Raw genomic sequence first — 20,225 nt, forward strand, 5'->3', positions numbered from 1 at the left:
CGATTATTATCTGTCAAAACCCCACCCAAAACTGTACGAGGCACGCGTGGATATTTCTGAACTGCTGGCATTCGCCGTCAAGAACAAGGCATCGGACTTGCACCTCTCGGCGGGCCTGCCGCCGATGATCCGGGTCAACGGCGACATCCGCCGCATCAACCTGCCGCCGATGGACCACAAGGACGTGCACCGCATGGTGTACGACATCATGAACGACAGCCAGCGCAAGGTGTACGAGGAGACGCTGGAAATCGACTTCTCGTTCGAGATTCCCTCGCTGGCGCGCTTCCGCGTCAACGCGTTCAACCAGCAGTACGGCGCCGGCGCCGTGTTCCGGACCATTCCCTCCAAGGTGCTGACGCTCGAGGAGCTCAACGCGCCGCCCATCTTCAAGGAGATCTCGGACCAGCCGCGCGGCATCGTGCTGGTCACCGGCCCGACCGGCTCCGGCAAGTCGACCACGCTGGCGGCGATGATGGACTACGTCAACGAGAACCAGTACGCCCACATCCTCACCGTCGAGGACCCGATCGAATTCGTGCACCAGAGCAAGAAGTGCCTGATCAACCAGCGCGAGGTCGGGCCGCATACGCTGTCGTTCAACAACGCGCTGCGCTCGGCGCTGCGTGAGGACCCGGACGTCATCCTGGTCGGCGAATTGCGCGACCTCGAAACGATCCGCCTGGCGCTCACCGCCGCCGAGACCGGCCACCTCGTGTTCGGCACCCTGCACACCTCGTCGGCCGCCAAGACGATCGACCGCGTGGTCGACGTGTTCCCCGCGGCGGAAAAGGAAATGGTGCGCTCGATGCTGTCGGAATCGCTGCGCGCGGTGATCTCGCAGACGCTGTTGAAGACCAAGGACGGCGCCGGCCGCGTCGCCGCGCACGAGATCATGATCGGCACCCCGGCCATCCGCAACCTGATCCGCGAGAACAAGGTCGCGCAGATGTACTCGGCGATCCAGACCGGCGGCAACCTGGGCATGCAGACGCTCGACCAGAACCTGCAGGACCTGGTGCGGCGCAACATCGTCGCTCCGGGCGTGGCGCGCGCCGCGGCGCAGAACAAAGAAGCCTTCACGGGCTGAGGACCGAACGATGAACGCCGAAAAAACCGTCCACGACCTGCTGCGCCTGATGCTGGCGAAGAACGCCTCCGACCTCTTCATCACCGCGGGCTTCCCGCCCGCGATCAAGGTCGACGGCAAGATCACCCCGGTGTCGAACCAGAGCCTGACGCCTGCCCACACCAGCGAGCTCGCACGTTCGATCATGAACGAGCGGCAATGGAAGGATTTCGAGGCCACCAACGAATCCAACTTCGCGATCAGCCCGCCCGAGATCGGCCGCTTCCGCGTCAACGTCTTCGTGCAGCAGGGCCGCGTCGGCATCGTGATGCGGACGATCAACACCAAGATCCCGAAGATGGAGGAGCTGAACCTGCCGCCCATCCTCAAGGACGTCGCGATGATCAAGCGCGGACTGGTGATCTTCGTCGGCGGCACCGGCACCGGTAAATCGACCTCGCTGGCGGCGATGGTGGGCTACCGCAACGAGAACGACGCCGGGCACATCATCACCGTCGAGGACCCGATCGAATACGTCCACGAGCACCGGAAATCGATCATCACCCAGCGCGAGGTCGGCATCGACACCGACAACTGGTTCTCGGCGCTGAAGAACACCCTGCGCCAGGCGCCCGACGTCATCCTCATCGGCGAAATCCGCGACCGCGACACCATGGAATACGCCATCGCCTTCGCCGAAACCGGCCACCTGTGCCTGTCGACGCTGCACGCCAACAGCGCCAACCAGGCGCTCGACCGCATCATCAACTTCTTCCCCGAGGAAAAGCGCGACCAGCTGCTGATGGACCTGTCGCTCAACCTCAAGGCCTTCATCTCGCAGCGCCTCGTGCCGCGCAAGGGCACCAACGGCCGCGTCGCCGCGGTCGAGATCCTGCTCAACTCGCCGCTGATCGCCGACCTGATCTTCAAGGGCCACGTGCACGAGATCAAGGAGATCATGGCGAAGTCGCGCGAGCTCGGCATGCAGACCTTCGACCAGGCGCTATTCGACCTCTACGAGGCCGGCATGATTTCCTACGAGGACGCGCTACGCAACGCCGACAGCCTCAACGACCTGCGCCTGCAGATCAAGCTGCACGGCCAGGAAGCCAAGGGGCGCGACATGATGGCGGGACTGGATCACCTCGATATCGTGTAAGTAATTACGCGTGCAAAAAGAAACAGGGTGCGATGCACCCTGTTTCTTTTTGCTGGATTCGAATTGAACGGCTCGCCGCAATACATCAAGTCTACTTCCCATCAAGTCGTTTCAGGAACTGTTGGTCGTTTATTTTGCCGCTTCTGAAATTATCAAAATCTTCTCTCTTAAATGAGAAAATCCTGTTGTCGACAGATACTGAGACGTTTTTCCAGTTGCTGATATTGTTGTTCACTCTATTTAACGCTACAGCGGTATCTATGACGATGTCTCTTTCGTCACCAATGCCACCCTTGCTTGCAACGACCTTAATATCGCTTGCTTTTAGCTCAACCGACTTTAGGACGCCTTTGGAGCTTTGGCCGAATTTGGTTGCAATGGCGTTCTGAATGGTTTGAACGTCAGAACCAAAAGACACCGACACACAACAAAACATTAATAGTGCTCCAACAAAGTGGCCCACAGAAATTCTCATTTCGAATTCTCCATTTCATTTCTCCCCAGGGGATTTAAACAGTACCCATTAACATCTTTGTACATAAAACAGGGTCAGAAACCATTATTGATGGCCGGCAACGGTGTCTGACCTTTTCGCCTTCATCGACCCCGCAATCAGCTTGTACTGCAAAAACCGCGTCTCGATCTGCCCGTTGAACAGGGGAATGCGGCGGCTCGCCTTCAGCCCGATCGCCTTCGGCAGCAGCGGGTCGCCCGAAATGATCCACGCCTCCCAGCCGGCGAAGTTCTGCTTCAGCCAGTCGCCCAGCAGCGGGTACCACTCGGCCAGGTCCTCGGCCTCGCCGATGCGCTCGCCGTAGGGCGGGTTGGTGACGAGGGTGCCGACCGGCGTCGGGGCCTTGAGGTCGAGGACGTCGGAGACCTTGAGTTCGATGGAATCGGCGTAGCCCGCGGCGGCGAGGTTGTTGCGCGCCTTGTCGAGCACCCAGCGGTCGCGGTCCGCGCCGAAGATCGGCAGCCGCGTCAGCGGCTTTTCCTTCGCCTTCGCCTCGTTCTTGATGCGCTGCCACAGCGCCGCGTCGAAGTCGCGGTAGTGCTCGAAGGCGAAATGGCGGCTGCGCCCGGGCGCGCGGTTCAGCGCCATGTCGGCGGCTTCGAGCAGGATGGTGCCAGCGCCGCACATGGGGTCGAGGAGCGGCGTACCGGGTTCCCAGCCGGACAGCAGCAAGAGGCCGGCGGCGAGGTTTTCCTTGATCGACGCCGCGCTCGCCTCGCGCTTGAAGCCGCGCTTGAACAGCGGCTCACCCGAGGTGTCGAGGTAGAACGTCGCGGCGTCCGGCGTGAGGAAGGCATAGATCGGCACGTCGGGCGACTCGGTGTCGACGCTGGGGCGCGCGCGGGTCTCCTCGCGGAAGCGGTCGCAGATCGCGTCCTTGATTTTCAGCGTGATGAAGTTGAGGCTCTTCAGCGGCGCGTTCTGCGCACCCACTTTCACGGCAATGGTCTTGCTGACGTCGAACCAGTCCGGCCAGGGCAGGTCGAGCGCGGCGCGGTAGATGTGCTCTTCCTTGCGGTAGCGCGTGTAGCCGACCTTGCGCAGGATGCGGGTGGCGGTGCGCGAGGTGAGGTTGGCGCGCATCTCGGCGGCAGCGTCGGCGGTGAACAGCACGCCGGCGGGCAACTGGCGCACGACCCGCGCGCCGGCCGCGTTCAGCTCGGCGACCAGCAGTTCCTCCAGCCCGCGCGGGCAGGTGGCGAAATGGCTGGCGGGCGGCAGGGCCTCGCGCTCGGGGCGGATGGGGTGCGGCGCGGGTTTACGGCCGGGCTGGGATTTTTCGGGGTGGGGCTTCAAAAAATGCTTTCAGGAATGCTCAAAACGGTTTCAACACCACCAGCAGCACCACGACGAGCAGCACGATCACCGGGATTTCGTTGAACCAGCGGAACCAGACGTGCGACTTGGTGTTCTGACGGGCCTCGAAGTCGCGCAGCAGGCGCTTGCAGACATGGTGATAGCCGACCAGGCCGGCGACCAGTGCCAGTTTCAGCCACAGCCAGCCCATGGTCGGCCGCCAGTACGCGAGCCACAGCCAGGTGCCGGTGACGAGCGTGAGCAGCATGATGGGCGTGACGAACCGATACAATTTGTTCGCCATCAGCAGCAGCCGGTCGTAGGCGGCGTCGTTCGTCTCCATCGCCAGGTTGACGAAGATGCGCGGCAGGTAGAACAGGCCGGCGAACCAGCTGACCACCATCACGATATGAAACGATTTCAGCCACAGCATGGATAGACGCGCCTTCGTAAAAAAATGGACACCGAGTCCGCTGACCCTGATTTTACTGGGTTTGATCGCCTGGCTGTGGTTCCGCCCGCCCGCCGACGTCAGCGACGAGGACCGTGCGGCGGCGCCGTGGCAGGCCGTCGCGACCGACGGCCGCACGGTGGGCAGCGCGTCGCTCGAGGGCCGGGTCGTGCTGGTGAACTTCTGGGCGACGTGGTGCCCGTATTGCCGCAAGGAAATGCCGGCGATCGACCGCTTCTGGCGCGACTACCGCGACAAGGGCTTCGAGGTCGTGGCAATCAGCGTCGACGATCCGCCGGAGAAGATCGCAGCCTGGATGAAGGACAAGGGCTACACCTTCACGGCCGCGCCGACCAATGCCTCGGTCGCCGCCGCGTTCGGCGACATCCGCACGGTACCGACCTCGTTCATCGTCGACGCGGACGGCCGCATCCGCCACAAGATCAGCGGCCAGGTCTACTACGGCCGCCTCGAAGAACTCATCGCCCCCCTGCTTCCCCGGTCCCGCACGCCATGAACGAAGCCCGCCTCGTCGAACTCGAAACCAAGCTCGCCTTCGCCGAAGACCTGCTCGACACGCTGAACCAGACCGTGGTCCGCCAGCAGGCGCAGATCGACCTGCTGCAGGAGCAGCTCCGCCTGCTGCACCGGCAGCTGCAGGACATGCGGCCGGACGACGCGCGCACGCTGCGCGACGAGATTCCGCCGCACTACTGAGCCGGCGCCAGCTGCGTGCCCAGCAGGGCCAGCAGCGCGCTTTCCGGCAGCGGACGGGCGTAGTAGAACCCCTGCGCGCGCAGGCAGCCGTGCCGCAGCAGGAAGGCTTCCTGCCCGGCGTGCTCGACGCCTTCGGCAATCACGCGCAGGCCCAGCTTGGCCGACAGCGCGAGGATGGCCTGGACGATGGCGGCGTCGTCTGAATCCTCGGCGACGTCGCGGATGAAGCTGCGGTCGATCTTGAGCTCGCCGATCGGCAGCAGCTTCAGCCGGCTGAGCGAGGAATGCCCGGTGCCGAAGTCGTCGATGGCGATGCCGACGCCCAGCCGGCGCAGCGCCGCCATGCTGTCGACGCCGATCGACTCGCTCTCCAGGATGCTGCTCTCGGTCAGCTCCAGCACCAGGCGGGCGGGCGCCGCGCCGGTCTCGGCGAACACCGCGGCCAGCCGCTGCGGCAGGTCCTTCTGCAGCAGCTGCTTGCCCGACAGGTTGACGTGCAGGACGAAGTCGTCCGGCAGCATGCCCTGTGCCTCCCAGCGCTTCAGCGCACGGCAGGCCTCGCGCACGACCCACTCGCCGATCGGCACGATGAGCCCGGTGTCTTCGGCAAGCGGGATGAAATGATCGGGCGAAATCGTGCCTTCCTGTTCGTCGTGCCAGCGCAGCAGCGCCTCGACCCCGCACACGCGCCGGCTGTCGAGGCAGACCAGCGGCTGGTAGTGCAGTTCGAACGCCTGCCGCTCGACTGCGCAGCGCAGCCGCGCTTCCAGCTTGATGCGCCGCATCGCACGCTCGGTGATGCCCTGCTCGTAGAAGTGGAAGGTGTTGCGGCCGCACTCCTTCGACCGGTACATCGCGGCATCGGCGTGCTTCAGCAGCGTCTCCGCATCGCGGCCGTCCTCGGGATAGACGCTGATGCCGATGCTGGCGGAAATGTGCAGCGGATAGTTGCCGATCTGCAGCACCTTCTCCAGGGCACGGATGATCTTCTCCGCCACCGTCGCGGCGTCCCGGCCGTCGCGCACGCTCTCGAGCAGCACGACGAACTCGTCGCCGCCGAGGCGCGCCAGCGTATCCTCCTCGCGCACCAGCGACCGCAGCCGGCCGGCGGCGGCCTGCAGCACGGCGTCGCCGACCGCGTGGCCGAGGCTGTCGTTGATGGTCTTGAAGCGGTCGAGATCGATGAACAGCACGGCCATGCGGGCATCGGCGCGGTCGGCCCGGGTGGCGGCATGGCGCAGGCGATCGCGCAGCAGCGTGCGGTTCGGCAGGCCGGTCAGGGCGTCGTGGTAGGCGACGTATTCGAGATGCGCGTCCCTGTCGCGCAGCGCCTGCTCGGCCAGCCGCCAGTCGGTGACGTCCTGCACCGTGCCGATCATGCGCACCGGCGTGCCCCGCTCGTCCAGCATGATCTCGGCGCTTTCGTGCACGATCCGCACCGCGCCATCCGGCCGTACGATGCGATGGTCGAGTGCATACGGCGTACCGGTTTCGCGCGCACGGCGCACCGCCGCCTCCACCGTTGCCCGGTCGTCCGGGTGCACGCGTGCCAGGAAGGCCTCGTAGCTCGCATCGAAATCCGCGTGTGCGACGCCGAACAGGCGGTAGATGCCCTCCGACCAGAACAGCCGGTTGTCCGCGATCTGCCAGTCCCAGTTGCCCATCTGGGCGATGCGCTGGGCGCGGTCGAGGCTGTCCTTGGTTTCGCCGAGCTGCTGCGAAGTGCGCGCGATCTGCCGGTTCTTGCGCATGAACAGCAGCAGCGACGAGGCCAGGCTGACCAGCAGCAGGGCCAGGAGGCCGTACAGCGTGCCCAGGATGATCGGGCGGTTGGTCTCGTAGAAAGTCGGCACGCGATGGACCAGCCTGACCTCTCCCGCGATGTCATCGGGAAGGGAAAACCCCGCTTTCCGCAGTTCGGTCTCGTCGATGACGTACGCGTTGGGGCTGCGTTCGACCGGCGCCAGCTCGCGCACCGGGGTGCCTGCCAGATAGCGCACGAGCAACTCGCCCGCGGCGCGCCCCTGGCGCGGCCCGCTGGTGACGTAGCCCCCGAGCACGCCGGGATAGAGGTAGGCGTCCTCCATGCTGAAGACGACGAAACGGCCGGCGCCGACGATGGCGGCGATCGTCTCCGGCAGGGGCAGCGTACGCCCGTCGCGGTCGGCCATACTGCCCAGCGTGGTCAGGAACACGAAGCGCGCCTTGCGCGCCCGCAGCTGCGCGACCAGGTCGTCGACATGGCTGGCGGAAATGAAGCTGGCCCGGATCTCCGGGTGGCGCCGCAGCGTCTGCGCGATCTCGCTCTCGATCGCACGGTAGGTCTCGCTGGCGTCGCCGACGATGACGATCTCGCGGATCGCCGGATCGATCTCGCGCATCAGGTGCAGATTGGGGCCGATTTCCTTCTTCTCGAACACGCCGGTGATGCGTGCGGGGTCGATCTGCGTGCGTACCGCCATGTCGTTGACGCCGGAGAAGAACACCGGCACGCCCGGAAAGATCGTGCCGAGGTGGCTGCGCGCGAACGACAGCGCGTTGTCGTCGGTGACGTAGATCGCCGCCGGCCGGTAGCCGCGGTATTTCTGCCGCAGGTAGCCGGCCATCAGGTCCGCATATGCCGGGCCGTAGCCGACGCGCTTGGTGTCGAGGTATTCCACGCTGACCGAGTAGGCCCGCGCGCTGTTTGCCTCCAGCGCCGCGACGAAGCCCTGGTGCTGGCCGCGCGTCCACGGGTATTCCTGGCTGTAGGCGTGAAGCACGAAGACCGGTGTCGGCACGGCCGCCCACGCATGCGCGCCGCATACGATCAGGAGGAACAGCAGGACAAGGCGCATGGAAGGAACACGAACGGAAAACAAGGACTTAACGGCCACGATGGGCCGCAACTGAAGATCGTCCTCGTTGCCGTCGCTCAGGGCGTGGCCGCCAGCGCGACCTTCACCGCCACCTTGCGGATGTGCCCGTCGCCGACCAGCGGCGCGTGCGCGTCGTCGGGAAAGAACACGCAGAACGATCCGGCCGGCGTGGCGACCCAGCTGGCCGGTGCGTCGCGGAAGAAGCGGATGTCGCGCGCCGCGTCGTAGTCGGTTGCCGGATCGGCGCAGTCGGCGAGCGGACGCCAGCCCATTTCATCGACACCCTCGAGCACGAGCTGGATGTCGATGTAGCGGCGATGGCATTCCAGCTTCGCATCGTCACGATGGCGCGCCTCGCAGTGCTCGACGATCGCGAACAGCGCGTCGCCGTCGATCACATGCCGCCCGGGCGTGAGCGCGTTAAGGTCGGTGCTGCGCAGGAACGCGAAGGCGCGTGCGAACCCCGGATGCAGGGTAGCGTAGCGGTCGGCCTGGGTCAGCGTCGCGAAGATCATCGCACGCTCAGCGGCTGATCGGCTTGTAGCGGATGCGCTTCGGCTTGGCGCCTTCCTCGCCCAGGCGCTTCTTCTTGTCGGCCTCGTATTCCTGGTAGTTGCCGGGGAAGAACACCACCTGCGAGTCGCCCTCGAAGGCGAGGATGTGGGTGGCGATGCGGTCGAGGAACCAGCGGTCGTGCGAGATCACCAGCACGCAGCCGGCGAATTCGAGCAGCGCGTCCTCCAGCGCGCGCAGCGTCTCGACGTCGAGGTCGTTCGACGGTTCGTCGAGCAGCAGCACGTTGCCGCCCGCGATCAGCGTCTTCGCCAGGTGCAGCCGCCCGCGCTCGCCGCCTGAGAGCTTGCCGACGAGTTTCTGCTGGTCGGCGCCCTTGAAGTTGAAGCGGCCGAGGTAGGCGCGCGACGGCGTCTCGTAGCGGCCGACGGTGAGGATGTCGCGGCCCTCGGCGATCTCGTCGAACACGGTCTTGTCGGCGGCGAGCGCGTCGCGGCTCTGGTCGACGTAGGCGAGCTTCACCGTCTGGCCGATCTCGACTTCGCCGGAGTCGGGCTTTTCCTGGCCGGTGATCATCTTGAAGAAGGTCGACTTGCCGGCGCCGTTGGGGCCGATGATGCCGACGATGGCGCCGGGCGGCACGCTGAAGCTGAGGTTGTCGATCAGCAGGCGGTCGCCGAACGACTTCGACACGCTGTGGAAGTCGATCACCTTGTCGCCGAGGCGCTCGCCGACCGGGATGAAGATTTCCTGCGTCTCGTTGCGCTTCTGGTATTCGGCCGAGTTCAGTTCCTCGAAACGCGCCAGGCGCGCCTTCGACTTGGCCTGGCGCGCCTTGGGATTCTGCCGCACCCATTCGAGCTCGTGCTTCATCGTCTTGATGCGCGCGGCTTCCTGCTTGGCCTCAGTCTCCAGCCGCGCTTCCTTCTGCTCGAGCCAGCTGGTGTAGTTGCCTTTCCACGGGATGCCGTGGCCGCGGTCGAGCTCGAGGATCCATTCGGCGGCGTTGTCGAGGAAGTAGCGGTCGTGCGTCACCGCGACGACCGTTCCCGGGTAGCGGACAAGAAATTGTTCGAGCCAGTCGACCGACTCGGCGTCGAGGTGGTTGGTCGGCTCGTCGAGCAGCAGCATGTCGGGGTTCGAGAGCAGCAGCTGACACAGCGCGACGCGGCGCTTCTCGCCGCCCGACAGGTTGCCGATCACGGCGTCCCACGGCGGCAGCCGCAACGCATCTGCGGCGATTTCCATCTGCGTGTCGAGGTCGGCGCCGGCCGTGGCGAGGATGGCCTCGCACTTCGCCTGCTCCTCGGCCAGCTTGTCGAAGTCGGCATCGGGCTCGGCGTAGGCAGCATAGATCTCGTCGAGCCGCGCCTTGGCGGCGACGATCTCGCCGAGGCCTGCCTCGACCGCCTGACGCACCGTGTGCGTGGGATCGAGCTGCGGCTCCTGCGGCAGGTAGCCGATGCGGATGCCCGGCATCGGGATCGCCTCGCCCTCGATGTCCTTGTCCACGCCGGCCATGATCCGGATGAGCGAGGACTTGCCGGAACCGTTCAGGCCCAGGAGGCCGATCTTCGCGCCGGGAAAGAAGCTGAGGGAGATGTCCTTGAGGATCTGCCGCTTCGGCGGGACGATCTTGCCGACACGGTTGAGGGAATAAACGTATTGCGCCATGGATTGAATGAAACAAGCAGGGTTAACGGGTGGGAGTGGGGGCGGCCGCGCACGGGTCGAACTCGCATTCGTTCGCCGGATTGCGGCCGACCGAATGCCCATCGGGACACAGCCGGGTCTCGCTCGGGCAGACCAGCGGGATGTCGGGCATCGGCGGTGGGGGCGGGCCTGGCGGGGCGGGCTTCCTGTGCCCGGCCGACGGAGCCGGCGTGACGGCGCACGCCGACAGCGTCAGCAGCAGCGCGGCCGCGGCGAGTGCGCGGATCAAGACAGTTCCTTGTCGAGCAGGGTCTTCAGCTTGGCGAAGTCGAGGTCGCCCAGTTTCTGTTCCAGGATGCGGCCATCCTTGCCGATGATGAAGCTGGTCGGCGTCAGCTGGACGTTGCCGAAGGCGCGGGCGTGCTCGCCGTTGACGTCGAGCGCGACCGGAAACGGCAATTGGCGCGTCTTGGCGAAGTTGGCGACGTAGTTGGGCGGGTCGTAGCTCATCGCGACGGCGACCACCTCGAAGCCGCGGCCCTTGTACTGCTTGTAGGTGTCGACGAGGCCGGGCATTTCCTTGACGCAGCCCGGGCACGAAGTCGCCCAGAAGTTGACCAGGACCACCTTGCCGCGCAGATCCTTGAGCGCGATGGCCTTGCCCTGCAGCGTGGTGAACGTGGCCTCGGGGGCTTTCGGCTTGTCCATCAGGGCAAAGAACAGTGCGCCTGCGACGGCGAGGACGGCAACGACGGCGAGAAGCGGCTTGGCGAGTTTCATGGCGGTTCCGGAGGGAAAAGGGTTAGCGGTATGACCGCGCAAGCTTCACATAGTGCTCGGCGGAATAGGCAAAGTAGGCGATTTCCTCGTCGGTGAGCCGGCGCACCGGCTTGGCCGGGCGCCCGAGGTAGAGGTGGCCGGATTCGAGCACCTTGCCTTCGGGCACCAGCGACCCGGCGCCCAGCAGCACGTGTTTCTGCACCACGGCACGGTCGAGGATGATCGACCCCATGCCGATCAGGCATTCGTCCTCGATGGTGCAGGCGTGCAGGATCACGGCATGGCCGACGGTCACGCGCGCACCGATCACCAGCGGGCCGCCGGCCGGGTTCTCCGGCGTCCTGTGCGAGACGTGCAGCACGCTGTTGTCCTGGATGTTGGTCGTCTCGCCGACGGAAATCGAGTTGACGTCACCGCGAATCACCGCGCCCGGCCACACCGAGGCATCGCGGCCGAGGCTCACCTCGCCGATGACGGTCGCGCGCGGGTGCACCCAGGCGCCGGGCGCGCACTGCGGAGCATGCCCCTGGTAGGGTGCGAGGGAATCGTTCAAGGCCATGTCGGGTCCGGGGTTGAAAGACGACTGAACCGGGCACAAATTATAATCGTTCTGATTCACGGCATTTCCTGCGCGCCGTCGCCTCCTACGAAAGAACGTCCATGACTACCCTGAAGGAAATCAATCCCCTGCTCGACTTCTCCGGCCTGCCCCGCTTCGCCGATTTCAAGCCCGAACATGTCACCCCCGCGATCGACCAGCTGCTGGCCGATTGCCGCGCCGCGGTGAAGCGGGCCGAGGCCCCCGAGACCGCAGCCGAGTGGGACGCCTTCGTCGCCCCGCTGGAGGACGCCAACGAGCGCCTCGGCCGCGCCTGGGGCCAGGTGTCGCACCTGCACTCGGTGATGGATTCGCCCGAACTGCGCGAGGTCTACAACGCCAACCTGCCGAAGATCACCGTCTACTACGCGGAACTCGGCCAGAACGAGGCGCTGTTCGCCAAGTACAGGACGCTTGCGGCGAGCCCCGCTTTCGCCGCGCTGTCCCCCGCGCGCAAGAAGATCGTCGACAACGAACTGCGCGATTTTCGTTTGGGCGGCGCCGAGCTGCCGGCCGACAGGAAGGCGCGCTTCATGCAGGTGCAGGAGGAACTGGCGCAGCTGTCGTCCAAGTTCGAGGAGAACCTGCTCGACGCGACCAACGACTATGCCCTGATCATCGGCGACAAGGGCGAGCTCGCCGGCATTCCCGAGGACGTGCTGGAGACGGCGCGCGCCGCGGCCGAGGCCGCCGGCACCACCGGCTGGAAGTTCACCCTGCACATGCCGTCCTACCTGCCGGTGATGCAGTACGCCGACAGCCGCGAGCTGCGGCAAATCCTCTACCGCGCCTACGTCACCCGCGCGTCCGAGTTCGGCGACGCCAGGCTCGACAACACGCCGCTGATCGCGCGCATCCTGAAATTGCGCCGCGAGGCCGCCGAACTGCTGGGGTTCAGGAGCTACGCCGAGATCTCGCTCGAAGCCAAGATGGCCGAATCGCCGCGCGAGGTGCTCGACTTCCTCGACGAACTCGGCGCGCGCGCGCGCCCCTACGCTGAGAAGGACTACGCGGAAATGACGGCCTTCGCCCGCGACGAGCTGGGGTTCGACGAGCTCGAGGCCTGGGACACCGCCTACGTCTCGGAGAAGTTGCGCGTGGCCCGCTACAGCTTCTCCGACCAGGAGGTGAAGCAGTACTTCCCCGAACCGCGCGTGCTCGCCGGCCTGTTCAAGCTGGTCGAGACGCTCTACGGCCTGCAGGTGCGCGAGGACACGGCCCCCACCTGGCACCCCGACGTGAAGTTCTACACGCTGACCGACCACGCCGGACAACGCATCGGCCAGTTCTACCTCGACCTCTACGCACGCGCCTCCAAGCGCGGCGGGGCGTGGATGGACGATGTCATCACGCGCCGCCGCAAGGCCGAGGGCATCCAGACGCCCGTGGCCTATCTCAACTGCAATTTCTCTGCACCAGTCGGGGGCAAGCCCGCCCTCTTCACCCACGACGAGGTCATCACGCTGTTCCACGAAGCAGGCCACGGCCTGCACCACCTGCTGACGCAGATCGAGGAGCTGGGCGTCTCCGGCATCAACGGCGTGGAGTGGGACGCGGTCGAACTGCCGAGCCAGTTCATGGAGAACTTCTGCTGGGAATGGGACGTGCTGAAGCACATGACCGCCCACGTCGACACTGGCGCGCCGCTGCCGCGCGAACTCTTCGACAAGATGCTCGCGGCGAAGAACTTCCAGGCCGGCCTGCAGACGCTGCGCCAGATCGAATTCGCCAGCTTCGACATGCACCTGCACGACGACTTCGACCCCAACGGCGACCGCACCGCGCAGGACCTGATCGACGACATCCGCAAAAAAGTCGCGGTCATCGTCCCGCCGGCGTACAACCGCTTCCCGAACAACTTCTCGCACATCTTCGCCGGCGGCTACGCGGCAGGCTATTACAGCTACAAGTGGGCGGAAGTGCTCTCCGCCGACGCCTACGCGCTGTTCGAGGACGAGGCCGAGGGCTACGGCGGCGTGCTGAATCCGGAAGTCGGCCACCGCTTCTGGAGCGAAATCCTCGCCCAGGGCGGCGCGCGCCCGGCGATCGAATCGTTCAAGGCCTTCCGCGGCCGCGAGCCGACGATCGACGCCCTGCTGCGCCACAACGGCATGGCTTAAAGCCGGAAGCGGACCTGGCCGTTAAGCAAGGGAATTACGTCTTTCGGAGCATGGCATGAAGGCACGACGACTCTTGATGGCCGCATGGCTGGCCGCGGCGACCTTTCCCGTCGGCGCTGCCCAGCTTTACCAGTGGAAGGACGCGCAGGGGCGCACGGTATACAGCGACCAGCCCCCGCCCGCGAACGTCCGCAACGCCCAGCAAAAATCGTTCAACGCCAGCGTCATCGAAACCGGCGAATCCTATGCCACGAAGTCGGCGCGCGAGCGCTACCCGGTCACGCTCTATGCCAGCGCGTGCGGGATCCCGTGCGACCAGGCCCGGAAACTCCTGGCCGAGCGCGGCATTCCCTTCAGCAGCAAGGACCCGCAGGCCAGCCCCGAGGCGGAAGCCGACCTCAAGAAGCTGACCGGGCACAGGAGCGTGCCGGTGCTCGTCGTCGGCAGCGACAAGATCGACGGCTTCGAGGCGGAGCAGTGGCAGGCCATGCTCGATCGCGCGGGCTACCCGAAGACCGCCCCTCCGGGCGGCAAGCCGGCTGCCGCGCCGCCACGGCCCTGACGGCTCGCCTGAAGGACTCCGATCCACCGCGCGCGTCTGTTCCACAAGGGCAGCGGCCCACGTGGAATCGCATGCGCTACACTCCGCGGCATGAAACTCGCCGCCTGGAACGTCAATTCCCTCAAGGTCCGCCTGCCGCAATTGCTGGATTTCCTCGCCACCCGCCAGCCCGACGCGGTGTGCCTGCAGGAGACCAAGCTCACCGACGATGCCTTCCCCGTCGCCGAACTTGAAGCGGCCGGCTATCGCGCCGCGTTCGCCGGACAGAAGACCTACAACGGCGTCGCCATCCTCAGCCGCAGCGAACCGGCCGAGGTGCAGGTCGGCATCCCCGGCTTCGACGACGTGCAGAAGCGCGTCATCGCCGCCACCGTCGACGGCGTGCGCCTGGTGTGCCTCTACTGCCCCAACGGCCAGAGCCTCGATTCCGACAAGTATCCCTACAAGCTCGGCTGGTTCGATGCGCTGGCGGCCTGGCTGAAGGACGAGCTCGTCCGCCACCCGAAGCTCGCGGTGCTGGGCGACTACAACGTCGCGCCCGAGGACCGCGACGTCCACGACCCCAAGGCCTGGGAAGGCTCGGTCCTGGTATCGGAGCCGGAGCGCGAGAAATTCCGCGCCCTCCTGGCGCTCGGCCTCAAGGACAGCTTCCGCCTGTTCGAACAGCCTGAAAAGAGCTTTTCCTGGTGGGACTACCGCATGATGGGCTTCCGCCGCAACCATGGCCTCCGGATCGACCACATCCTCCTGTCCGAGCCGCTTGCCGCGGCCTGCACCGCCGCCGGCATCGATCGCGAGATGCGCAAGCTCGAACGCCCCTCCGATCATGCTCCGGTGCTGGCTGAGTTCGGCGCGAACAACTGAAGCCGGCACGCTGCGGGATGGCGGGGCGCCGCGATGCCGCATCTCCAGCCAGGCATTCGCCGTGCATCGCGCCATGGCCCGCCGTGCATGGCGCATCCCGCGGGGTTTCTCCGGGTTTTCTTTTTCGTTCGACTTATAATTCAGACTTCCGCAGCCCGCGGAACGGGGATTCTGTTGCATGTGTGCCACTTTGAACGGAGAAACGAGATCATGAAAAAGACGATGCTGGCCGCTCTCACGATGGGGGTGTTCTCTCTCCATGCCTACGCCGCGGACACGGTCAAGATTGCGCTGACCGGTCCCTTCACCGGCGGATCGGCGCCCATGGGCGTGTCCATGCGCGACGGTGCCAAACTGGCGATCGACGAAATCAATCGTGCCGGCGGCATCCAGGTCGGCGGTCAGAAGATGAAGATCGAGGTGATCGAGCGCGACGACGAGGCGAAGAACGAACGCGGCGCGCTGATCGCGCAGGAACTCGCCTCGATGAACGATCTCGCGGGCGTGATCGGCACCGTCAACACCGGCGTCGTGCTGGCCGGCGACAAGTACTTCCAGGAAAAGGGCATCACCAAGATCATCACGCCGGCGGCCGGCTCGGCGTCGATGACGCAGTGGAGCAAGGCGGGCGTGAAGGACCTCTCGATCTTCCGCTTCTCTGCCGACGACGGTATCCAGGCCTCGATGGTCGTCGAGGAGGCCATCAACCGCAAGCTCAAGAAGGTGGCGATCATCCACGACTCGACCAACTACGGCGTCTCCGGCCGCGACGACCTGCTGAACCAGATCAAGCTGCAGGGCAACAAGCTGCAGGTGGTGGCGACCGAGAAGTTCAACATCGGCGACAAGGACATGACCGCCCAGCTGCTGAAGTCCAAGGTCGCGGGCGCGCAGGGCATCCTGATCTGGGGCATCGGCCCCGAAATGGCCGCCGTCTCCAACGGCATGGCCAAGCTCGGCATGAAGATGCCGCTGATCGGCGGCTGGACGCTCTCGATGTCGAACTACATCGACAATGCCGGCAAGAACGGCAACGGCACGCTGATGCCGCAGACCTTCATCGAGGATCCCATCACGCCCAAGGCCAGGAGCTTCATCGACAGCTACCACAAGGCCTACGGCGTGACCCGGATCCCCTCGCCGATGTCGGCCGCCCAGGGCTACGATGCCGTGTACGTCTTCGCCGCCGCGGTCAAGCAGGCGAAGAGCACCGACACCCACAAGATCAAGGAGGCCCTCGAGGATCTCAAGGAGCCGGTGAAAGGCGTCATCGCGACCTGGAAGCACCCCTACGCCAAGTGGGATCCGGCCAACGAGCAGACGCATGAAGCCTTCCGCCGTGCGCAGGTCGTGATGGGGATGGTGCAGGACGGCCGCGTGGTGTTTGCCAACCAGGCCGACCGGCTGCGTCTGATGAAGAACGCAGGCAAGTAACTAGGCAGTGGGGAGGGCGAGCCCTCCCCCTTTACATTTCAGCCTGGGCAAACGCGCCATGTACACCCTATTGATTGTCCAGATGGCCGTCAGCGGTGCGCTGATGGGCCTCGTCTACGCGCTCATCGCGTACGGCTTCCAGCTCACCTTCGCCACCAGCAAAAGCATCAACTTCGGCCAGGGCGAACTCGTGATGCTGTCGGCGTTCTTCAGCCTGACCCTGATCGATGTCGGGCTGCCCTACTGGCTGGTCGTGCCGGGCGGCATGCTGTTCGGCGTCGCGCTGGGGCTGTTCGTCGAGCGTGCCGGCGTGCGCCTCGCGCTGGAGCAGAAGAGCGAAGGCTGGATTCTGCTCACCATCATTCTCGGGCTGCTGGGCTTCTCCGCGGCCGAAAACATCTGGGGCCGGGACGACCGCCCCTTCCCCACCCCGATCCCCTCCGATCCGCTGCACTTCTTCGGCATCGACGTGACCCCGCTCGAACTGTCGGTCGCGATCGGCGTGCTGACGGTGATGAGCCTGGTGGAGCTGTTCAAGCGCAAGACCCTGCTGGGCAAGGCCTTCGAGGCGGTCTCCGCGGACCGCGACGCCGCCCAGCTGATGGGCATCTCGGCCACCCGCACGATCCAGCTGTCCTACGGCCTGTCGGGCCTGGTCGCGGCGCTGGCCGGCATCCTGGTCGCGCCGATCACGACGGTGGGCCCGACGATGGCGTCGGCGCTGATTCTCAAGGCCTTCTCGGTGGCCGTCGTCGCGGGCCTCGACTCGGGGTTCGGGATCGTGCTGATCGGCCTGTTCCTCGGCGCGCTGGAGAGCCTCACCAGCTTCTATCTCGGCAGCGGCTGGCGCGAAGCGCCGGGCCTCATCCTGCTCATTCTCGCTTTGGCGGTGCGTCCCAACGGGGTGTTCGGCAAGGCCAGCATCCGAAAGGTGTGACCGACATGTGGAAACGCATGCTACTGATTCGCGGCGCCGAGCTGGCGGTACTGGCCGCGCTCGCCGCGATCCCGCTGCTGGTGGACAACAGCTATGTGCTGGGCCTGCTGACGCTGCTGGCGATCTACGGCATCCTGCTGATCGGCCTCGACGTCACCGTGGGCTACCTCGGGCAGGTGAACCTGGCCCAGGCCGCGTTCCTCGGCCTCGGCGCCTACGCGGCGGCACTCGGCGTCGCCCATTTCGAACTGGGCATGCTGCCGGCGCTGGGCCTCGCCCTCGTGGTCGGCTGGTTCTTCGGCACCCTGCTCGCGTTCCCGGCGCTGCGGCTGGAAGGTCCGCAGTTCGCGCTGGCGACCTTGAGCTTCTCCGCCCTCAGCGCGACCACGCTGAACGAATGGGAAAGCCTGACCGCCGGCGCGCAAGGACTGCAGGTCAGCCGCCCGCCGGTGCTCGGCATCGAACTCGACGCGCCGGGCTTCTTCTGGCTGTGCCTCGTGTTGCTGGCCCTGGTCTGGCTCGGCATGCGCAACCTGCTGTCCTCGCAGTGGGGGCGCGCGTTCGAGGCGCTGCGCGACAGCCCGATCGCCACCGACGCCATGGGCATCGGCACCTATCGCCACAAGGTCGCGGGCTTCGCGCTGGCGTCGGCGCTGGGCGGCCTGGCAGGCGGGCTGTATGCCTTCAACTTCCAGTATCTCCAGCCGCAGAGCTTCGGCTGGGACCTGATGGTGATCCTGCTGCTCGGCGTCGTGCTCGGCGGGCGCAAGAGCCTGTGGGGCGCACTCGTGGGCGCCGCGCTGATCGCCCTGCTGCCGAACCTGCTGTCCAGTCGCGGACTGTTCGAGACGATTTCCGCCGTCGGTCTCGTCATCGCCGTCGCCGCGGGAACGCGCGGCCTGCTGAAGAAGACCGCCCGGCCCTTCCAGGCGCTGGCGCCCATCGTCGCGATGGCCATCCTGACGGCGGGGAGCCTGATCGTCGAGAACACCGAGGATTGGCGCAAGGCGATCTTCGCCCTGATGCTGTTTGCGGTGGTGGTCGGGCTGCCGGAAGGGCTGATGGGCTTCGCCGCGCACTTCCTGGCGCAGCTCTTCCGCGTCGCACCGCCGCCGCTGCCCGCGCCGGCCCCGCTGGACGAGGTGCTGCCGAAGCAGAACGCCGACGGCAGCGCGCTGCTGGAACTGCGTGACGTCAAGCGCTACTTCGGCGGCGTCAAGGCCGTCGACGGCGTGTCGCTGACGGTCCGCGCAGGCGAGATCCATGGCCTGATCGGCCCCAACGGCTCGGGCAAGAGCACCGCCGTCAACGTGATTTCCGGCCTCTACGTGCCGACCGACGGCAAGCTGCTGCTGCGCAACAAGGCGCTCCCCGCGGGGAGCCTGTTCAAGGTGGCCCGCACGGGCGTGGCGCGCACCTTCCAGAACCTCCAGCTGTTCAGCGAACTGACCACGCTGGACAACGTCATGGTGGCGCTCAAGGGCCAATACCGCGCGCCCCTGCCGCTGGTGCTGCTGGGTTTCGCGCACGGCGAGGAACGCCGCGCGCAGGCGGTCGCGCTCGCCCTGCTCCAACTCGTCGGCCTGCAGGACCAGGCGCGCACCCGGGCCAAGGACCTGACCTACGGCGACCAGCGCTTCCTGGAAATCGCCCGCGCGCTTGCGCGCCGCCCCGACCTGCTGATCCTCGACGAGCCCGCCGCCGGCCTCGCGCACCCGGACGTCAACCGGCTGGTCGAAATCATCAAGCGCATCCACGAGCGCGGCGTCAGCATCATCCTGATCGAGCACCACATGGACGTGATCAGCGAACTGTGCAGCGTCGTCACGGTGCTGGACGGCGGCAGGATCATCGCCGCCGGCACGGCGGATCAGGTCAAGCGCGACCCCAAGGTGATCGAAGCGTATCTGGGCATGGCCGACGATTCGGCGGGCGCCGCGGCACCCGTCCAGGCCGGTTAAGGGAAGGATGAAGCGGTGCTGACGGTCGACAATCTGCACGCGGGATACGGCACGAGCGAAGTGCTCGTCGGCGTCTCCCTGGAAGTGAAGGCGGGCTCGGTGGTGGCCCTGATCGGTGCGAACGGCGCCGGCAAGACCACCACGATGCGCGCCATTTCGGGCATGCTGAAGCCCAGCCGCGGCCAGGTCTTGCTGGACGGCAAGCCGGTCCAGGAATACGACGCCTCGCGCATCGCGCGCCTCGGGCTCGCGCATTCGCCGGAAGGACGCAAGGTGTTCGGCCCCCTGACGGTGGAGGACAACCTGCTGCTCGGCGCCTACAGCCGCCTGCCGCGCTTCTTCGGCTTCCGCGGGCGCGCCGCCGGCGATCTCAAGGGCGTCTACGAACTGTTTCCCCGCCTCGAGGAGCGGCGCCTGCAGGCTGCCGGCACCCTGTCGGGCGGCGAACAGCAGATGCTGGCCATCGGCCGCGCGCTGATGTCGAAGCCCAAGGTCATGCTGCTGGACGAGCCCTCGATGGGCCTCGCGCCCATCATCGTGCAGGAGGTCTTCCACACCATCCGCCGCCTCAAGGAGGCGGGCATCACCCTGCTACTGGTGGAGCAGTTCGCCAAGAGCGCCCTCGAAGTCGCGGATTACGCCTACGTCATGGATCGCGGCCGCATCGCCATCGAAGGCACGCCAGCCGAACTGCACCGGGACGAACGGGTGCTCGCCGCCTACCTGGGCTGAGCGCCCG

General features: G+C 66.0%; 20 protein-coding genes. 11 read left to right on the forward strand and 9 right to left on the reverse strand.

The window, feature by feature from the left end:
- The first annotated feature begins 46 nt into the window (after positions 1–46).
- Positions 47–1,090 carry a type IV pilus twitching motility protein PilT gene (locus tag VA613_RS12875; protein WP_324779416.1) on the forward strand — a complete coding sequence of 348 codons (1,044 nt, stop codon included), beginning with the start codon at positions 47–49 and terminating at the stop codon, positions 1,088–1,090.
- Between the two features lie 10 nt (positions 1,091–1,100).
- Positions 1,101–2,228, forward strand: a complete 1,128-nt coding sequence (locus VA613_RS12880) for a PilT/PilU family type 4a pilus ATPase (protein WP_324779417.1) — start codon at positions 1,101–1,103, stop codon at positions 2,226–2,228.
- A 91-nt stretch (positions 2,229–2,319) separates the two neighbouring features.
- Here the strand turns inward: VA613_RS12880 and VA613_RS12885 are convergent, their stop codons facing one another.
- From VA613_RS12885 to VA613_RS12895, 3 genes are all read right to left on the reverse strand, one after another.
- Positions 2,320–2,703, reverse strand: coding sequence for a hypothetical protein (locus VA613_RS12885; RefSeq protein WP_324779418.1), 384 nt, complete (start codon positions 2,701–2,703; stop codon positions 2,320–2,322).
- Between the two features lie 84 nt (positions 2,704–2,787).
- Positions 2,788–4,038 (reverse strand): THUMP domain-containing class I SAM-dependent RNA methyltransferase, encoded by a 1,251-nt coding sequence (locus VA613_RS12890; RefSeq protein ID WP_324779419.1) that lies wholly within the window; start codon positions 4,036–4,038, stop codon positions 2,788–2,790.
- A 19-nt stretch (positions 4,039–4,057) separates the two neighbouring features.
- Positions 4,058–4,471, reverse strand: a complete 414-nt coding sequence (locus VA613_RS12895) for a CopD family protein (RefSeq protein ID WP_324779420.1) — start codon at positions 4,469–4,471, stop codon at positions 4,058–4,060.
- On the opposite strand from VA613_RS12895, the gene VA613_RS12900 reads away from it, so the two are divergent.
- Both VA613_RS12900 and VA613_RS12905 read left to right on the forward strand, forming a co-directional pair.
- Positions 4,470–5,006, forward strand: a complete 537-nt coding sequence (locus VA613_RS12900) for a TlpA family protein disulfide reductase (RefSeq protein WP_324779421.1) — start codon at positions 4,470–4,472, stop codon at positions 5,004–5,006. The two genes, VA613_RS12895 and VA613_RS12900, sit on opposite strands and share 2 nt — an antisense overlap.
- Positions 5,003–5,206, forward strand: a complete 204-nt coding sequence (locus VA613_RS12905; protein WP_324779422.1) for a SlyX family protein — start codon at positions 5,003–5,005, stop codon at positions 5,204–5,206. Before VA613_RS12900 ends, VA613_RS12905 begins: the two co-directional genes overlap by 4 nt.
- Here VA613_RS12905 and VA613_RS12910 read toward each other — a convergent pair.
- The 6 genes from VA613_RS12910 to VA613_RS12935 form a co-directional block, all read right to left on the reverse strand.
- Positions 5,200–8,043, reverse strand: a complete 2,844-nt coding sequence (locus VA613_RS12910; RefSeq protein WP_324779423.1) for an EAL domain-containing protein — start codon at positions 8,041–8,043, stop codon at positions 5,200–5,202. The two genes, VA613_RS12905 and VA613_RS12910, sit on opposite strands and share 7 nt — an antisense overlap.
- A 77-nt stretch (positions 8,044–8,120) precedes the next feature.
- The gene (locus tag VA613_RS12915; protein ID WP_324779424.1) at positions 8,121–8,579 is read right to left on the reverse strand and encodes a YhcH/YjgK/YiaL family protein; all 459 of its coding nucleotides are present in this window, start codon (positions 8,577–8,579) and stop codon (positions 8,121–8,123) included.
- Positions 8,580–8,586: 7 nt separating this feature from the next.
- On the reverse strand, positions 8,587–10,251 hold the full coding sequence (ettA, locus tag VA613_RS12920) for an energy-dependent translational throttle protein EttA (RefSeq protein WP_324779425.1): 1,665 nt from the start codon (positions 10,249–10,251) through the stop codon (positions 8,587–8,589).
- Between the two features lie 22 nt (positions 10,252–10,273).
- Positions 10,274–10,519, reverse strand: coding sequence for a hypothetical protein (locus VA613_RS12925; RefSeq protein ID WP_324779426.1), 246 nt, complete (start codon positions 10,517–10,519; stop codon positions 10,274–10,276).
- A complete protein-coding gene (locus tag VA613_RS12930; protein WP_324779427.1) occupies positions 10,516–11,010 on the reverse strand; it encodes a peroxiredoxin family protein in 495 nt (164 codons plus the stop codon). The genes VA613_RS12925 and VA613_RS12930 overlap by 4 nt, the downstream gene beginning before the upstream one ends.
- A gap of 22 nt (positions 11,011–11,032) precedes the next feature.
- Positions 11,033–11,569: a gamma carbonic anhydrase family protein gene (locus VA613_RS12935; protein WP_324779428.1), complete on the reverse strand. Its 537-nt coding sequence runs from the start codon at positions 11,567–11,569 to the stop codon at positions 11,033–11,035.
- 101 nt (positions 11,570–11,670) lie between these two features.
- On the opposite strand from VA613_RS12935, the gene VA613_RS12940 reads away from it, so the two are divergent.
- From VA613_RS12940 to VA613_RS12970, 7 genes are all read left to right on the forward strand, one after another.
- Positions 11,671–13,728 carry a M3 family metallopeptidase gene (locus tag VA613_RS12940; protein WP_324779429.1) on the forward strand — a complete coding sequence of 686 codons (2,058 nt, stop codon included), beginning with the start codon at positions 11,671–11,673 and terminating at the stop codon, positions 13,726–13,728.
- 55 nt (positions 13,729–13,783) lie between these two features.
- Complete coding sequence (locus tag VA613_RS12945; RefSeq protein ID WP_324779430.1) at positions 13,784–14,290, forward strand: glutaredoxin family protein; 507 nt, start codon at positions 13,784–13,786, stop codon at positions 14,288–14,290.
- Between the two features lie 90 nt (positions 14,291–14,380).
- On the forward strand, positions 14,381–15,154 hold the full coding sequence (gene xth, locus VA613_RS12950) for an exodeoxyribonuclease III (RefSeq protein ID WP_324779431.1): 774 nt from the start codon (positions 14,381–14,383) through the stop codon (positions 15,152–15,154).
- Positions 15,155–15,364: 210 nt separating this feature from the next.
- A complete protein-coding gene (locus VA613_RS12955; RefSeq protein ID WP_324779432.1) occupies positions 15,365–16,588 on the forward strand; it encodes an ABC transporter substrate-binding protein in 1,224 nt (407 codons plus the stop codon).
- 58 nt (positions 16,589–16,646) lie between these two features.
- On the forward strand, positions 16,647–17,525 hold the full coding sequence (locus VA613_RS12960; RefSeq protein ID WP_324779433.1) for a branched-chain amino acid ABC transporter permease: 879 nt from the start codon (positions 16,647–16,649) through the stop codon (positions 17,523–17,525).
- A 17-nt stretch (positions 17,526–17,542) separates the two neighbouring features.
- Positions 17,543–19,486 carry a branched-chain amino acid ABC transporter ATP-binding protein/permease gene (locus tag VA613_RS12965; protein ID WP_324779434.1) on the forward strand — a complete coding sequence of 648 codons (1,944 nt, stop codon included), beginning with the start codon at positions 17,543–17,545 and terminating at the stop codon, positions 19,484–19,486.
- A gap of 15 nt (positions 19,487–19,501) precedes the next feature.
- Positions 19,502–20,218, forward strand: a complete 717-nt coding sequence (locus VA613_RS12970) for an ABC transporter ATP-binding protein (RefSeq protein ID WP_324779435.1) — start codon at positions 19,502–19,504, stop codon at positions 20,216–20,218.
- Positions 20,219–20,225 lie beyond the last annotated feature (7 nt).

It is taken from the genome of Thiobacillus sp. SCUT-2, from assembly GCF_035621355.1.
GTDB classification, from domain to species: Bacteria; Pseudomonadota; Gammaproteobacteria; order Burkholderiales; family Thiobacillaceae; genus Thiobacillus; species Thiobacillus sedimenti.

Excerpts from the sequence above, each read along its gene's own strand:
- VA613_RS12880 (WP_324779417.1), top strand. The coding sequence starts at position 1,101 with ATGAACGCCGAAAAAACCGTCCACGACCTGCTGCGCCTGATGCTGGCG.
- VA613_RS12915 (WP_324779424.1), bottom strand. The coding sequence starts at position 8,579 with ATGATCTTCGCGACGCTGACCCAGGCCGACCGCTACGCTACCCTGCAT.
- xth (WP_324779431.1), top strand. The coding sequence starts at position 14,381 with ATGAAACTCGCCGCCTGGAACGTCAATTCCCTCAAGGTCCGCCTGCCG.
- VA613_RS12900 (WP_324779421.1), top strand. The coding sequence starts at position 4,470 with ATGGATAGACGCGCCTTCGTAAAAAAATGGACACCGAGTCCGCTGACC.
- VA613_RS12895 (WP_324779420.1), bottom strand. The coding sequence starts at position 4,471 with ATGCTGTGGCTGAAATCGTTTCATATCGTGATGGTGGTCAGCTGGTTC.
- VA613_RS12910 (WP_324779423.1), bottom strand. The coding sequence starts at position 8,043 with ATGCGCCTTGTCCTGCTGTTCCTCCTGATCGTATGCGGCGCGCATGCG.
- VA613_RS12960 (WP_324779433.1), top strand. The coding sequence starts at position 16,647 with ATGTACACCCTATTGATTGTCCAGATGGCCGTCAGCGGTGCGCTGATG.
- VA613_RS12965 (WP_324779434.1), top strand. The coding sequence starts at position 17,543 with ATGCTACTGATTCGCGGCGCCGAGCTGGCGGTACTGGCCGCGCTCGCC.
- VA613_RS12885 (WP_324779418.1), bottom strand. The coding sequence starts at position 2,703 with ATGAGAATTTCTGTGGGCCACTTTGTTGGAGCACTATTAATGTTTTGT.
- VA613_RS12930 (WP_324779427.1), bottom strand. The coding sequence starts at position 11,010 with ATGAAACTCGCCAAGCCGCTTCTCGCCGTCGTTGCCGTCCTCGCCGTC.
- VA613_RS12935 (WP_324779428.1), bottom strand. The coding sequence starts at position 11,569 with ATGGCCTTGAACGATTCCCTCGCACCCTACCAGGGGCATGCTCCGCAG.
- VA613_RS12905 (WP_324779422.1), top strand. The coding sequence starts at position 5,003 with ATGAACGAAGCCCGCCTCGTCGAACTCGAAACCAAGCTCGCCTTCGCC.
- ettA (WP_324779425.1), bottom strand. The coding sequence starts at position 10,251 with ATGGCGCAATACGTTTATTCCCTCAACCGTGTCGGCAAGATCGTCCCG.
- VA613_RS12940 (WP_324779429.1), top strand. The coding sequence starts at position 11,671 with ATGACTACCCTGAAGGAAATCAATCCCCTGCTCGACTTCTCCGGCCTG.
- VA613_RS12955 (WP_324779432.1), top strand. The coding sequence starts at position 15,365 with ATGAAAAAGACGATGCTGGCCGCTCTCACGATGGGGGTGTTCTCTCTC.
- VA613_RS12945 (WP_324779430.1), top strand. The coding sequence starts at position 13,784 with ATGAAGGCACGACGACTCTTGATGGCCGCATGGCTGGCCGCGGCGACC.